Here is a 14,150-nt window from a genome sequence, read left to right as displayed (position 1 = left end):
ACGAACAGGGCCAGCTAAGGCTGGCCTGAAGACTAGTCATGAATAAGGTCGTAACTCCGTGGCGATGCAACATATTCTTAAGCCTGGACATTGGTTAGTAGTCACCGCACTGCTGACGCTTAACGGTTGTGCGTTGGTGCCACGCACGCCACTGGTGCAAGGAGCGACCACGGCTCAGCCGTTGCCCTCTGCGCCACCTGTGGTAAATGGGTCCATTTTTCAGGGTGTTGCGCCGCTCAACTACGGCTATCAGCCGCTGTTTGAAGATCGCCGCCCACGTAATATCGGCGATACGCTGACTATCACCTTGCAGGAAAACGTCAGTGCCAGCAAAAGTTCGACCTCGAATGCCAGCCGTAACGGCAGCGGCAGTCTGGGTATCACTGCAGTGCCTACCGGTTTAGAAGGTTTAGCCGGCGCAACGGGCGAAAAAGCCAACTTTGCGGCGGGTGGCAAAAATGATTTCGCAGGCAAAGGTGGGGCATCTGCTAACAACACCTTTACCGGCACCATCACCGTCACGGTGGATCAGGTTCTGTCGAACGGCAACCTGCACGTGGTCGGAGAAAAACAAATTGAGATCAACCAGGGCACCGAGTTTATTCGTTTCTCGGGCGTGGTTAACCCACGCACCATCAGTGCGAGTAACGCCGTGTTGTCTACAGCCGTGGCCGATGCACGTATTGAGTACGTCGGAAATGGTTATATCAATGAAGCGCAAAATATGGGCTGGTTGCAGCGCTTCTTCCTGAATATCTCGCCGTTCTAAGAGGTTGTAATGAAAAAGCTAACATTATGGCGTGTCGGTCTGGGATTACTGTTAGGCGTAAGCCTGATGGCGCGTGCCGATCTGATCCGCGACTTAACCACCGTACAGGGTGTGCGTGATAACCAACTGCTGGGTTATGGCCTTGTCGTGGGCCTGGACGGAACAGGCGATCAGACAACGCAGACGCCGTTCACGACCCAAACCGTCAGCAACATGCTGTCGCAACTGGGCATTACCGTGCCGCCGGGCACCAACATGCAGCTCAAAAACGTCGCCGCCGTGATGGTTACCGCCAGGCTGCCTTCGTTTGCCCGCCAGGGCCAGACGCTGGATGTCGTGGTGTCGTCCATGGGTAACGCGAAAAGCCTGCGCGGCGGCACGCTGTTAATGACGCCACTGAAAGGCGTGGATAACCAGGTTTATGCGCTGGCCCAGGGTAACATTCTGGTCGGCGGCGCGGGTGCCGCAGCAGGCGGCAGCAGCGTTCAGGTCAACCAGCTTAACGGTGGACGGATTACCGATGGGGCAACGGTTGAACGTGAACTGCAGAGCAACTTTGGTTCGCAGAATACGATTAACCTGCAGCTGAACACCGAAGATTTCTCCATGGCGCAACGAATTGCTGATGCGATCAACGCCCGTGGCGGATACGGTTCGGCCCAGCCGCTGGACGCCCGTACGGTCCAGGTCCGCGTGTCTCCGAATAATGGTGCGCAGGTTCGTTTACTGGCAGAGATTCAGAACATTGATGTCTCCGTGCCGGTTGAGGATGCCAAAGTCATCATTAACTCACGCACCGGCTCTGTTGTGATGAATCGTGAAGTGAAACTGAACACCTGTGCGGTCGCTCAGGGCAACCTGTCTGTCACGGTCAATCAGCAGCAAAACGTGAGTCAGCCGAACACGCCGCTGGCGGGTGGACAGACTGTCGCTACTACCAATACGCAGATCGATCTGCGTCAGAGCGGCGGTGCGTTGCAACGGGTTAACTCCAGCGCCAACCTGAACAGCGTGGTGCGTGCGCTGAATGCGCTGGGTGCATCGCCTATCGAACTGATGTCTATTTTGCAGTCAATGCAGAGCGCGGGTTGCCTGCGCGCAAAACTGGAAATTATCTGATGAACGATACGCAATCGCTGATGAATGCGGCTTTTGACAGCCGCTCGTTGAACGACCTGAAACGCGATGTCACTGCCGATCCCAAAGGGAAAGCACTGCAGGTCGCGCAGCAGGTTGAAGGGATGTTTGTTCAGATGATGCTGAAGAGTATGCGTGAAGCGTTACCGCAGGACGGCATTCTCAGCAATGAACAGACCAAGCTTTTCACATCAATGTACGATCAGCAGATTGCGCAGGACATCGGTAAACGTGGCCTGGGCCTGGCGGATATCATCGTTAAACAGATGGAACCCGCCAAAGCCCCGGACGAGCGCGCCGGTACGGTGCCGATGAAGCTGGATAACAGTTTCATCATGAGCACCATTGGCGCCACGCCGCTGGAGCAAATGGTGCGCAAAGCTATGCCGCGCCTGCCCGCGCCTTCGCTCACCGGCCTGCCGAGCGACAGTCGTGACTTTATTGCCCAACTGACTCAGCCCGCTCAGGCCGCCAGTCAGCAGAGTGGTATCCCTCATCACCTGATTCTGGCGCAGGCTGCACTGGAGTCAGGCTGGGGGCAACGTCAAATCCTGACCCGTGATGGAAAGCCGAGTTATAACGTCTTTGGCATCAAAGCCAGCGGGAACTGGAAAGGCGAAACGACCGATATCATGACCACAGAATATGAGCACGGTGAAGCTAAAAAGGTGCGTGCGACATTCCGGGTTTACAGTTCTTATTTCGAAGCGTTAAACGACTACGTCAAACTGCTTTCAAATAACCCACGTTATGCGGCTGTCACCAATGCACAGAGCGCGGAGCAGGGCGCCCAGGCATTGCAGGCTGCGGGCTATGCCACCGATCCGAAATATGCGCAAAAACTGATGGGAATGATTCAGCAATTCAAGAGCATGGGTGAAAAAGTGGTGAAAGCTTATAGCCAGGATTTAAGCACATTGTTCTGAGAATTGTGCCTCAAGTTTCACTTAAGCATGCCGATAATAGCAGCAAGAGCCAGGCGCGCCAGCGCACGCTGGCGACCACACTGATGACAGCGACCCGTGTAGCGGGGAATGTAAGGAACCGAGATGTCCAGCATAATTAACTCCGCAATGAGCGGGCTCAGTGCCGCACAGGCCGCCTTAAGCACCACCAGTAATAACATCAGCAATTACACCGTTGCCGGCTATTCACGTCAGACGACGATTCTGGCAGAAGCCAACAGTACCCTGCAGGGAAAAAGTTATTACGGTAACGGGGTTAACGTAACCGGTGTTCAGCGTGAATACGACAGTTTTATCGCAGCGCAACTACGTGGGTCTTCAGCCACCTACAATGCGGCAAATACGCAGTATTCGCAGGTCTCCAATATCGACGATCTGATGTCAACCTCGACGACAAACCTGTCGAGCGCGATTCAGGGCTTCTTTAGCAACATGCAGAACGTGGTCAGTAATGCCAACGATCCTGCAGCGCGTCAGTCTTTGCTCAGCAACTCCCAGGGCCTGGTCAACCAGTTTCAGACCCAGGCGCAATACCTGACCAACATGCAAAACAGCGTGAATACCAACGTGACCTCTGACGTAGATCAGATCAATACCTTTACCAGCCAGATCTCCAGTCTTAACCAGCAGATTGCCAAACTGACAACCGGTAATGGCGCCGCTCCCAATGACTTATTGGATCAACGTGATCAGTTGGTTAATGGTCTGAATAATATCGTCGGTGTGACAGTGTCACAGCAGGATGGAAGCTACACGGTTTCCATGGCCAACGGCCTTTCTCTGGTCAGTGGCTTCCAGTCAACCAAGCTGGTGGCAATGCCATCCAGCAGCGATCTGACGCGCACCACGGTGGGCTATGTTGATCCGCAGGCTGGCAATGTGCAGATTCCGGAATCTTCCATTACCACCGGCTCACTGGGCGGGATGTTAAGCTTCCGCTCGCAGGATCTGGACCTGGCACAAAACCAGCTGGGACAGCTTGCCGCCGCCTTCACCACCAATTTCAATACCGTGCACAAGCAAGGCTATGACAGCAACGGTAACCAGGGCGTCGACTTCTTTACTATCGGCAGCCCAACAGCGCAGGGCAACAGCAAAAATACCTCTTCCGCCACCTTAACCGCGGCGTGGAGCAATACCAATGCGCTGCAGGCTTCCAATTATACCGTGACTTATGACGGAACAAACTGGTCAGCCACGCGTCTGTCAGACAACACCAAAACGACGCTCACGCCCACTACTTCTGGCGGCGTCACCACGCTCAGCCTGGACGGGATGAGCCTGACGGTCAATGGTACACCAAACGCCAAAGACAGTTTCCTGGTAAAACCCGTTCAAAATGTGGTTAACGGGATGTCAGTGGCGATTACCAGCGGCTCGCAGATTGCGGCGGCGGCGGCACCAGGCGGTGAAAGTGATAACCGCAATGCCCAAAATTTACTGGCGCTACAGGATGCCAAAATCGTCAACGGTAATTCTACGTTGTCCCAGGCCTATGGCGCGATGGTGAGTACCGTTGGTAACAAAACACAGGCCCTGAAAACGGCCAGTACAACGCAGCAGAACGTTGTGACGCAGTTAACAAACCGTCAGCAGTCTGTCTCCGGCGTTAACCTGGACGAAGAGTATGCGAACCTGACCAAATACCAGCAATATTACATGGCGAATGCGCAGGTTTTAAAAGCGGCCAGCACCGTTTTTGACGCCCTGCTTAGCATTAACTAAGAGCAGAGGACATCATGCGACTCAGTACAAATATGATTTTTGACCAGCAGGTTCGCGGCGTAAGTGATGCGCAATCCTCCTGGTTGAGTGCAGGCAAACAGCTGTCTACCGGATACAGAGTATCTAACCCTTCTGACGATCCGATCGCCGCTTCCCGTGCCGTGGTGTTATCGCAAACTCAGGCGCAGGCAAGCCAGTATGCGGTTGCCCGTACCTTCGCCGACCAGGGCTTATCCCTGGAAGAAAACACGCTGGACGGTGTGACAAACAGCATTATGAGCGCGCAGTCGATGATTGTGGCCGCCTCAAACGGCTCATTGAGCGACGATGACCGCGCCTCGTATGCGACGCAGCTGGAAGGGTTGCGTGCGCAGTTACTGAACCAGGTCAACAGCAAAGACGCCAACGGGCGTTATATCTTTGCCGGCTATAAGACCGATACACCACCGTTTGTGGATGGTGCCGGCGGCGTGACCTATCAGGGCGGAACCGACGCGATTACGCAAAAAGTCGATACGGACCGTACGATGACGATCGGTCATACCGGTAACAGCATCGTAATGTCGATCACCAGCAACGCGGTGAAAGAACCGAACGGTGGCACCAGTGAAACGAATTTATTCAATATGCTGGACAGTGCTATCAGTGCGCTAAAAGTGCCCCAGAATGGCGCGGATGATGCCACCAAAGCGACCTTTTCAGCGGCAATGGATAAAACCAACCGTGGTCTGAGCAACTCGCTTAACAACGTGCTCAGCGTGCGTTCCGAGATCGGAACACAACTGAAAGAGCTGGATACGTTGAATGCGCAGGGTGACGATCGCAAAGTGATTTATGACTCGCAGATGAGTAGCCTGGTGGATGTGGATTACACCCAGGCGATTTCCAGCTACACCATGCAACAACAGGCGCTGCAGGCTTCTTATAAGACCTTCACTGATATGTCTCAGATGTCATTGTTCCAGTTAAATTCATAAAAATTTTAGGCGTACTTTAACCGGGTGCGCTTAGTTTTTCCCATCGTCCTACAGGGACGGTGGGATTTTTTTTGTCTGCGTAATGCCTCTTTCGCTGCTCAATTAACATGGCGACCTGTGCGGAGAACCTTTGCTGCATGATTGACGCCGCGCTGCACGGATCAGGCTAATGTAGCGCTGATTACATACCTCAGGATGATCCCTCCGTGGTGTTTCTGCCCGCATACCTCACCCGAAATGTCCGTAACAGACAATAAAAAACCCGGCCGGAGCCGGGTTTATCACGTCTGCGAACCGTGCTTATGGCTTGGTCGCAGGGGCCGTTGCCTGGTGGGTAGCACTATGGCCGCCCGCAGAACCTTTGCCTTCAAAATTGAAGGAAGGACGCTGCCAGTCGCTGTGACGCGCAGGCTCTGGTTGCCATGCTGGCGCAGGCGCTTTGGTCATTGGGGCTGACGCAAAGTGCTTCCAGCGCGTTTCCGCATTGGCCTGGAGGGCTTCTACAGCAACGTCGCGCGCAGCCACAGGCGCATGCGGTTCGGTGATGGGTGCAACGGTTTCCTCTGCAGCAACCGGTGCATTTAACACTGCGTCAACCTGAGCTTCGGTTGTCGGGCTCACCGCCGTACCGGCCTGCTCTGCGGGCTCAACGTGCTCGTGTTGGGCAACCTCAGGCGCGGCGGTCACGTCGGACTTATGCGCGTCTTCAGCCGTAACATCGGCAGGTTGTGCCTGCTGCGCGACGGCGTCGGCGCGGGCTTCTGCAGCCGCAGGAATCACAGAGGGTTCCTGATGCACAGGAGCATCAATCGCCTGCGTGTCATCCGTATTCACCACAGTAACCGGCGTGTCTGTCTGGGGTTCAGCAACCTGTACTGGATCGGGCTGTGAAACCGGCGCCTCGTCTACGGCCGCTGCCACAGGCAGGGCGATAGCAGGTGCTGTGTCTGCATGGCTGTCGTCCTGTGCGGTTTTCACGGCATCCTGTGTGGTCTGCTCTTCGTTCGTCTGTGCGACCGGATAGCGCACCCAGACTTTGCCTGACGCCATCTCAGGTGAGGCCGAAGCGGCTTCTAATGGCATAGCAGACTGTGTTGGGTAGCGCTCATCGCGGTAACGACGGCGACGCTGACCACTGACGCGCAGATGACGCGGTGAACGACGAGAGCGACGCGGCATGTTGGCGTTCTCACGCGCTTCGGTTTCGTCCGCGTCGTCGACCTGTGAGGCTTCTGCAACCGGCTGAATCTTGCGGGCTTCAACAGATTCTGCTGACTCGACGGCAGCATGCTGAGGCTGATCATTGTTGTCGACAACACGCACTTTTTGCGTCAGCTGACGCGGTTTGCGGCGTGGCATAGCCTGAACGCGCTCATCGTCCTGTGCTTCAGCCGCAACGGGCTCAGCGGTTTCAACGGCCTGATCAACCGCGCTGTTCGCTTCCTGCTGGGCACGTTTCTCTTCCTGACGACGACGCTGACGTTCAGCACGCTGTTCACGACGCTGCTGCTGTTGCTCATCGCGTTGCTGGCGAGCTTCATCGCTCAGCGCCGGACGTTCATCACGCGCCTCATTAGACTGCCCCTGACGCTTATTACGACGGTTGTCTTCACGCGGTTCACGATTGTCACGGGTTTCGCGGTTGTCACGAGATTCACGCTGCTGAGTGGTGTCACCATTACGTGGCGTGCGCTCACGGCGGTTATTGTTACGGCGGTTGTTACGACGATCGCCACGCTGATTGCCGTTCTCCTCACCGCTGGTTTTCTGCGGTTCGGTCACTTCAGCAACGGGCTCTGCCGTGGCAGGCGCAGGCTCACCGGCGAACATTTTTTTCAGGCCCGCCAGCAGGCGACCAACAAAGCCTGTTCCGTTGGATGGCGTTGCAGGGGCGGTTTCAGGAACCGGCGCAGTTCGCGCTTTGGTCGCTTCCGGCGCTGCTTCCGTCGGTGCCGGTGGCGCATCAGGCATCACAAATGCCGCCAGGGCCGGTTGTTCTGGACGACGACGTTCGGCATGTTCTTCTTCCGAAGGCATCGCCATTTCGGCTTCGTGCAGCTTAGGCAGGTGATAGCTCAGCGTCTGCGTTTCTTCACCTTTCCGCACGCGCAACACGGAGTAGTGCGGCGTTTCCATCCGGTCGTCCGGTACGATAACCGCACGCACGCCGCCCTGGCGTTTTTCGATAGCATTGACCGCTTCACGTTTTTCATTCAGCAGGTAAGAGGCCACAGGCACCGGGACAATAGCATGCACTTCTTTGGTGTTGTCCTTCAGCGCTTCTTCTTCGATCAGGCGCAGAATAGACAGTGACAGCGACTCGTTATCACGAATGGTGCCGGTACCGCTACAGCGCGGGCAGACATGATGGCTTGACTCGCCCAGTGACGGGCTGAGACGCTGGCGGGACATTTCCAGCAGGCCAAAACGTGAAATATGGCTGATCTGAATACGGGCGCGATCCTGACGGACCGCCTCACGCAGACGGTTTTCTACCGCGCGCTGATGGCGAACCGGCGTCATATCGATAAAGTCGATAACGATCAAACCGCCGAGGTCGCGCAGGCGTAACTGGCGGGCGATTTCATCTGCTGCTTCGAGGTTCGTGTTAAACGCGGTTTCTTCGATATCGCCACCACGCGTAGCGCGTGCCGAGTTGATATCGATGGCGGTCAGTGCTTCGGTGCTGTCGATAACAATCGAGCCACCGGAAGGCAGGCGCACTTCACGCTGGAAAGCGGACTCGATTTGCGACTCGATTTGATAGTGGCTGAACAACGGGATTTCGCCGGTGTAGAGCTTGATCTTGCTGGTAAAGTCCGGACGGCCCAGAGCCGCAATATGCTGACGCGCCAGTTCCAGGACCTTCGGGTTATCGATAAGAATTTCGCCGATGTCCTGGCGCAGGTAATCGCGGAATGCGCGCACGATTACGTTACTTTCCTGATGAATCAGGAAGGGCGCAGGACGGCTGTCAGCGGCTTTCTTAATCGCTTCCCAGTGTTTCAGACGGAAGCTGAGATCCCACTGCAGCGATTCGGCTGATTTGCCTACACCTGCGGTACGGACAATCAGCCCCATACCATCAGGCAGTTCCAGTGCCGAAAGCGCTTCTTTCAGTTCGGTACGGTCGTCACCTTCAATTCGACGAGAAATGCCGCCCGCGCGCGGGTTGTTCGGCATCAATACCAGATAACTTCCTGCCAGCGAGATAAAGGTGGTCAGGGCGGCGCCTTTATTACCCCGTTCTTCTTTATCGATCTGAACAATAACTTCCTGGCCTTCACGCAGCACATCCTTAATGTTTGGACGACCGTGAGCGTTGTAGGAAGCAGGGAAGTATTCGCGAGAAATTTCTTTGAGAGGGAGGAAACCGTGACGTTCTGCACCGTAGTCGACGAAAGCCGCTTCAAGGCTGGGTTCGATACGGGTGATTTTACCTTTGTAGATATTGGCTTTTTTCTGTTCGTGTCCGGGACTTTCGATATCCAGATCGTACAGACGTTGACCATCAACCAGGGCAACGCGCAACTCCTCCTGCTGAGTTGCGTTAATTAACATTCTTTTCATCGTAACGTACTCGTTATTCTTTCATGAGTGATTAAAGCTGCGGGCATAGTTACCCTGGACGAGTATCAACCGATGGCCCCGTGACTTAGTGCAATGTCGTCAACCTCACGGTTATCGACCGCGCGAGGGGCGCAAATAACGTCGGTGGCCTGTTTTTCATAAGGAACAACAGCACCAGATAGTGGAAATGCGAGAGATAATTCTGTAAACCCGTGCACTCCATCTCATGTCCAGGCCGCAACCCGCAGCCCGCTAAGTGCCTGATTTCGCATTACGTCTTACGCCATTGCTGCGTGTCTGCTCAATCCGACAAAATAACTAATTTCGCTTTTTTTCTTATCTGAATCCTCAGCTAAGAAACCTAAGCATTATTCCACTGCTAACCTTCATATAGCAAGGTGACTTTAACTGACTGATCAATTTTCTTTACATTTTAAGAACCCTGCGACAGAAAGCGCATTCAGGCTGTTGAAAATGCCAGCAATCTGATTGCTCATCCCGACGCTACGCAGAGAGTTAAGCACATAAAAAGGGGTGGCGCTATCAGGGGACACTATTTAGAATCGCCGCCATGAAAACAGAGAATCCCGGCGTACAGTTTGTCGCCATCACGGCTGAAAACGCCGGACAACGTATTGATAACTTTTTGCGCACCCAGTTAAAGGGCGTGCCGAAGAGCATGATTTATCGCATCGTGCGAAAAGGTGAAGTGCGCGTGAATAAAAAACGCATCAAGCCTGAATATAAACTCGAAGAGGGCGATGAGGTGCGCATTCCGCCAGTACGTGTGGCGGAGCGTGATGAGGACGCTGTCTCGCCCAAACTGGCCAAAGTTGCCTCACTGGCTAACGCCATCCTCTTTGAAGACGATCATTTGCTGGTCATGAACAAACCGTCCGGTACAGCCGTACACGGCGGCAGCGGCTTAAGCTTTGGTGTGATTGAAGGACTGCGCGCCCTGCGTCCGGAAGCGCGCTTTCTGGAGCTGGTACATCGCCTTGACCGCGATACGTCCGGCATTTTACTGGTGGCCAAAAAGCGCTCAGCATTGCGTTCGCTGCATGAACAGCTGCGTGAGAAGGGCATGCAGAAAGATTATCTTGCGCTGGTGCAGGGCAACTGGCCCTCCCATATCAAAGTGGTTCAGGCGCCGCTGCTGAAAAATATTCTGCAAAGCGGTGAACGTATGGTGCGTGTCAGCAGTGACGGCAAACCGTCGGAAACCCGCTTTAAAGTGGAAGAACGTTTTGCGTTTGCCACGCTGGTCAAAGCCAGTCCGGTAACCGGGCGTACGCACCAGATTCGTGTACACACCTTGCACGCCGGTCATCCCATCGCCTTTGACGATCGTTACGGCGAGCGCGACTTTGACAGCAAACTGGCCTCTACGGGGCTGGATCGGCTCTTCCTGCACGCGGCTGCGTTGACATTTACGCACCCGAATACAGGGGAAACCCTGCGTATGGAAGCGCCGCTGGATGACACGTTACAGCAGTGCCTGACGAAGCTGCGCCAGCAAAAAAACTGACGCAGGGCGGCATCACGCTCCCAGGGGATTGATGCCCGCTTCACGCAGCATCGCGCTGAGCGCGATAAGCGGCAGTCCCACCAACGCATTCGGATCGCGCCCTTCAAGCCGGTCAAATAAGCAGATGCCCAGTCCTTCACTTTTGAAACTGCCGGCGCACTGTAGCGGTTGCTCTTTCTTTATATAGTTGGTGATGTCGGCCTGACTCAGCGTGCGGAAATGCACGGTAAAAGGTTCGCAGCACTGCATCAGCCGCTGGCTGGCAGGGTGGTAGAGGGCGAGGCCGGTGTAAAAGGTTACGCGGTTGCCACTGGCAGCGCGCAGTTGTGCTTCTGCGTTCTGCGCCGTATGGGGTTTTCCGGTAATCCTGCCGTTAAGGACGCAAACCTGATCGGAACCAATGATCCAGTGATGTGGATAACGCTCAGCCAGCGCCTGAGCTTTGGCTATGGCCAGGCGCGTAACCAGATCCTCTGCGCGTTCATTTTCTAACGGCGTTTCATCTGTCTGGGGTGAATCTACTGTAAAAGGCAGGCCAAGCTTGCTCAGCAGCGCCTGACGAAACGGTGAGGTTGATGCTAAAAGAATCGATGCTGTCATTTTTTTTCAATATTGATAGCGAATTGGTGGCAGTCATTTTAAACTGTGCGCCGCACTGGATGCGAATAGTGGTTGAAAGATGCTGTCCAACGGCCTTTTTCTTTGACTCTATGTGATTACAAAGTTAATATGCGCGCCCTATGCAAAAGGTAAAATTACCCCTGACGCTGGACCCCGTCCGCACCGCTCAAAAACGCCTTGATTACCAGGGTGTTTATACCTCGCAACAGGTAGAGCGTGTGGCTGAGTCGGTCGTCAGTGTGGACAGTGATGTTGAATGTGCCATGTCGTTCGCGGTTGATAACCAGCGTCTGGCAGTACTGACGGGTACTGCTGATGTTGAGGTTACGCTTCGTTGTCAGCGCTGCAACCAGGTTTTTCCACATCATGTTCACGTAAGCTATTGCTTCAGTCCTGTTTCATCTGATGAGCAGGCCGAGGCGTTGCCGGAAGCGTACGAGCCGGTTGATGTCAACGAATTCGGTGAGATCGACTTGCTGGCGGTTATCGAGGATGAAGTTATTCTCGCGCTGCCTGTGGTTCCGGTGCACGATTCTGAACACTGTGAAGTGTCCGAGGCGGACATGGTCTTTGGCCAATTGCCTGCAGAGGCAGAAAAACCAAACCCATTTGCCGTATTAGCCAGTTTAAAGCGTAAGTAATAGGAGTAAGGTCCATGGCCGTACAACAGAATAAACCCACCCGTTCTAAGCGTGGTATGCGTCGTTCGCACGATGCGCTGACCACTGCTGCTCTGTCAGTAGATAAAGTTTCTGGTGAAACTCATCTGCGTCACCACATCACTGCGGATGGTTACTACCGCGGTCGCAAGGTTATCGTTAAGTAAGATCTTTGCTTAGCAAGGCGATACCTTGACACGTTTGACCCTGGCTATCGATGCCATGGGCGGGGATTTCGGTCCCTGCGTGACGGTGCCTGCAGCATTGCAGGCACTGGCCTCTCATTCGGAACTTATCCTTCTTCTGGTCGGAGACCCCGACATTCTCACGCCATTGCTTGCCAAAGCTGATTCCGCCCTGCTGGCGCGTTTGCAGGTTGTCCCTGCCGAATCCGTTATTGCAAGTGATGCGCGACCCGCACAAGCCATACGTAACAGCCGCGGCAGTTCAATGCGAGTGGCGTTAGAGTTGGTGAAAGAAGGACGGGCAGAGGCCTGCGTCAGCAGCGGCAATACCGGCGCGCTGATGGGGCTGGCGACATTATTACTGAAGCCGCTGGACGGCATTAAGCGTCCGGCGTTGATGACCGTTTTACCCCACCAACATCAGGGAAAGACGGTCATTCTGGATTTAGGTGCCAACGTCGATTCTGACAGTGCGATGCTGGTGCAGTTTGCGGTAATGGGCGCGGTCATGGCCGAAGAAGTGTTGGGCATAGCGCATCCCCGCGTGGCACTTCTCAATATTGGCCATGAAGAGCATAAAGGGCTTGAAAGCATTCGCGATGCGGCGTTAAGTCTGAAGGCATTACCGCAAATTAATTACATTGGTTACCTTGAAGGTAATGATTTGCTGACCGGCAAAACGGACGTGCTGGTTTGTGATGGTTTCGCTGGAAACATCACACTGAAGACAATGGAAGGCGTGGTAAGAATGTTCCTTTCTCTGCTGAAATCATCGGGAGAAGGTGAAAAGCGGTCGTGGTGGCTGACGTTGCTGGGGCGCTGGGTTAAAAAGCGTTTGGTCAGGCGTTTCGGCCATCTCAACCCCGACCAGTATAATGGCGCTTGTCTGTTAGGATTGCGCGGGACAGTGATCAAGAGTCATGGCGCAGCAAATCAACATGCCTTTGCCATGGCGATCAATCAGGCCGAGCAGGCGGTGAGGCGGCAGGTTCCTGAACACATTGCCGCCCGTCTGGACGCTGTATTAGCCAGGAGTGACAAAGCCTAGATGTTTACCAAAATTATCGGTACGGGCAGTTATTTGCCCAGCCAGGTCCGCACCAATGCCGACCTGGAAAAAATGGTGGAGACCTCGGACGAGTGGATTGTTACCCGTACCGGCATCCGTGAGCGCCGTATTGCTGCGCCGGATGAGACTGTTGCAAGTATGGGCCACCAGGCAGCACAACGTGCCCTGGAGATGGCGGGCGTCGATGCCAATGACGTGGGCCTGATCATTGTGGCGACCACGTCTTCCAGTCATGCCTTCCCCAGCTCTGCCTGCCTGATTCAGCAGATGCTTGAAATCAAAGATTGCGCCGCGTTTGACCTGGCTGCGGCCTGTGCAGGCTTTACTTATGCGTTAAGCGTTGCCGATCAATACATCAAAAATGGTGCAGTGAAACATGCGCTGGTCATCGGTTCTGATGTCCTGGCGCGTACGCTCGATCCTGAAGATCGTGGCACGATCATTCTGTTCGGTGACGGTGCGGGCGCAGTGGTACTGGGTCAAAGTGAAGAGCAGGGCATCATTTCTACCCATCTGCATGCTGATGGCCGTTACGCCAAATTGCTGACGCTGCCTTATCAGGATCGCGCGCATCAGGATCAACCCGCTTACCTGACAATGGCAGGTAATGAAGTCTTCAAAGTGGCCGTGACAGAACTGGCGCACATCGTTGATGAGACCTTGCAGGCGAACAACATTGCGCGTGAAGAGCTGGACTGGCTGGTGCCGCATCAGGCAAACCTTCGCATTATCAGCGCCACGGCGAAAAAACTGGGCATGACCATGGAAAAAGTGGTGGTCACGCTGGATCGTCATGGAAATACCTCAGCCGCATCGGTGCCCAGCGCACTGGATGAAGCCGTGCGCGATGGCCGCATCAAACCCGGACAACTTATTTTGCTGGAAGCCTTTGGTGGTGGATTCACCTGGGGTTCTGCGCTGGTTCGCTTTTGATTGACAGGAACT

The 14,150-nt window shown here is 54.6% G+C and carries 12 protein-coding genes; 10 read left to right on the top strand and 2 right to left on the bottom strand.

All coding sequences use genetic code 11. The annotated features are described in order from the left end of the window. The first annotated feature begins 64 nt into the window (after positions 1 to 64). From RAC90_RS18690 to flgL, 5 genes are all read left to right on the top strand, one after another. Positions 65 to 769: a flagellar basal body L-ring protein FlgH gene (locus RAC90_RS18690; protein ID WP_170317968.1), complete on the top strand. Its 705-nt coding sequence runs from the start codon at positions 65 to 67 to the stop codon at positions 767 to 769. A 9-nt stretch (positions 770 to 778) separates the two neighbouring features. Continuing rightward, the gene (locus tag RAC90_RS18685) at positions 779 to 1,888 is read left to right on the top strand and encodes a flagellar basal body P-ring protein FlgI (protein WP_006118822.1); all 1,110 of its coding nucleotides are present in this window, start codon (positions 779 to 781) and stop codon (positions 1,886 to 1,888) included. Beyond that, positions 1,888 to 2,832: a flagellar assembly peptidoglycan hydrolase FlgJ gene (flgJ, locus tag RAC90_RS18680; RefSeq protein ID WP_375124643.1), complete on the top strand. Its 945-nt coding sequence runs from the start codon at positions 1,888 to 1,890 to the stop codon at positions 2,830 to 2,832. Before RAC90_RS18685 ends, flgJ begins: the two co-directional genes overlap by 1 nt. A gap of 123 nt (positions 2,833 to 2,955) precedes the next feature. Next, positions 2,956 to 4,596: a flagellar hook-associated protein FlgK gene (flgK, locus tag RAC90_RS18675; protein WP_375124642.1), complete on the top strand. Its 1,641-nt coding sequence runs from the start codon at positions 2,956 to 2,958 to the stop codon at positions 4,594 to 4,596. A gap of 14 nt (positions 4,597 to 4,610) precedes the next feature. Further along, complete coding sequence (gene flgL, locus RAC90_RS18670) at positions 4,611 to 5,573, top strand: flagellar hook-associated protein FlgL (RefSeq protein ID WP_039341120.1); 963 nt, start codon at positions 4,611 to 4,613, stop codon at positions 5,571 to 5,573. A 300-nt stretch (positions 5,574 to 5,873) separates the two neighbouring features. Here flgL and rne read toward each other — a convergent pair whose 3' ends face one another. Further along, entirely contained in the window at positions 5,874 to 9,143 is a 3,270-nt protein-coding gene (rne, locus tag RAC90_RS18665) for a ribonuclease E (protein ID WP_375124641.1), read from the bottom strand. A 571-nt stretch (positions 9,144 to 9,714) separates the two neighbouring features. On the opposite strand from rne, the gene rluC reads away from it, so the two are divergent. Continuing rightward, positions 9,715 to 10,671, top strand: a complete 957-nt coding sequence (gene rluC / locus RAC90_RS18660) for a 23S rRNA pseudouridine(955/2504/2580) synthase RluC (RefSeq protein WP_039341117.1) — start codon at positions 9,715 to 9,717, stop codon at positions 10,669 to 10,671. Positions 10,672 to 10,683: 12 nt separating this feature from the next. Here rluC and RAC90_RS18655 read toward each other — a convergent pair whose 3' ends face one another. Beyond that, positions 10,684 to 11,271: a nucleoside triphosphate pyrophosphatase gene (locus tag RAC90_RS18655; protein ID WP_006118828.1), complete on the bottom strand. Its 588-nt coding sequence runs from the start codon at positions 11,269 to 11,271 to the stop codon at positions 10,684 to 10,686. 140 nt (positions 11,272 to 11,411) lie between these two features. Here RAC90_RS18655 and yceD point away from each other — a divergent pair, with 140 nt between their 5' ends. The 4 genes from yceD to RAC90_RS18635 are packed head-to-tail and all read left to right on the top strand — an operon-like array spanning position 11,412 to position 14,138. Then, positions 11,412 to 11,933, top strand: coding sequence for a 23S rRNA accumulation protein YceD (gene yceD / locus RAC90_RS18650; protein ID WP_006118829.1), 522 nt, complete (start codon positions 11,412 to 11,414; stop codon positions 11,931 to 11,933). A 14-nt stretch (positions 11,934 to 11,947) separates the two neighbouring features. After that, a complete protein-coding gene (rpmF, locus tag RAC90_RS18645; protein WP_003849870.1) occupies positions 11,948 to 12,118 on the top strand; it encodes a 50S ribosomal protein L32 in 171 nt (56 codons plus the stop codon). Positions 12,119 to 12,143: 25 nt separating this feature from the next. Further along, positions 12,144 to 13,184 carry a phosphate acyltransferase PlsX gene (plsX, locus tag RAC90_RS18640; RefSeq protein WP_033737556.1) on the top strand — a complete coding sequence of 347 codons (1,041 nt, stop codon included), beginning with the start codon at positions 12,144 to 12,146 and terminating at the stop codon, positions 13,182 to 13,184. Then, on the top strand, positions 13,185 to 14,138 hold the full coding sequence (locus RAC90_RS18635) for a beta-ketoacyl-ACP synthase III (protein WP_006118831.1): 954 nt from the start codon (positions 13,185 to 13,187) through the stop codon (positions 14,136 to 14,138). Positions 14,139 to 14,150 lie beyond the last annotated feature (12 nt).

The sequence above is a fragment of the Pantoea sp. CS_6 genome (genome assembly GCF_041954745.1).
In the GTDB taxonomy this organism is placed as follows: domain Bacteria; phylum Pseudomonadota; class Gammaproteobacteria; order Enterobacterales; family Enterobacteriaceae; genus Pantoea; species Pantoea stewartii.
The sequence above is the reverse complement of the archived record's forward strand: the minus strand, read 5'-3'. Positions and strand labels throughout refer to the sequence as shown.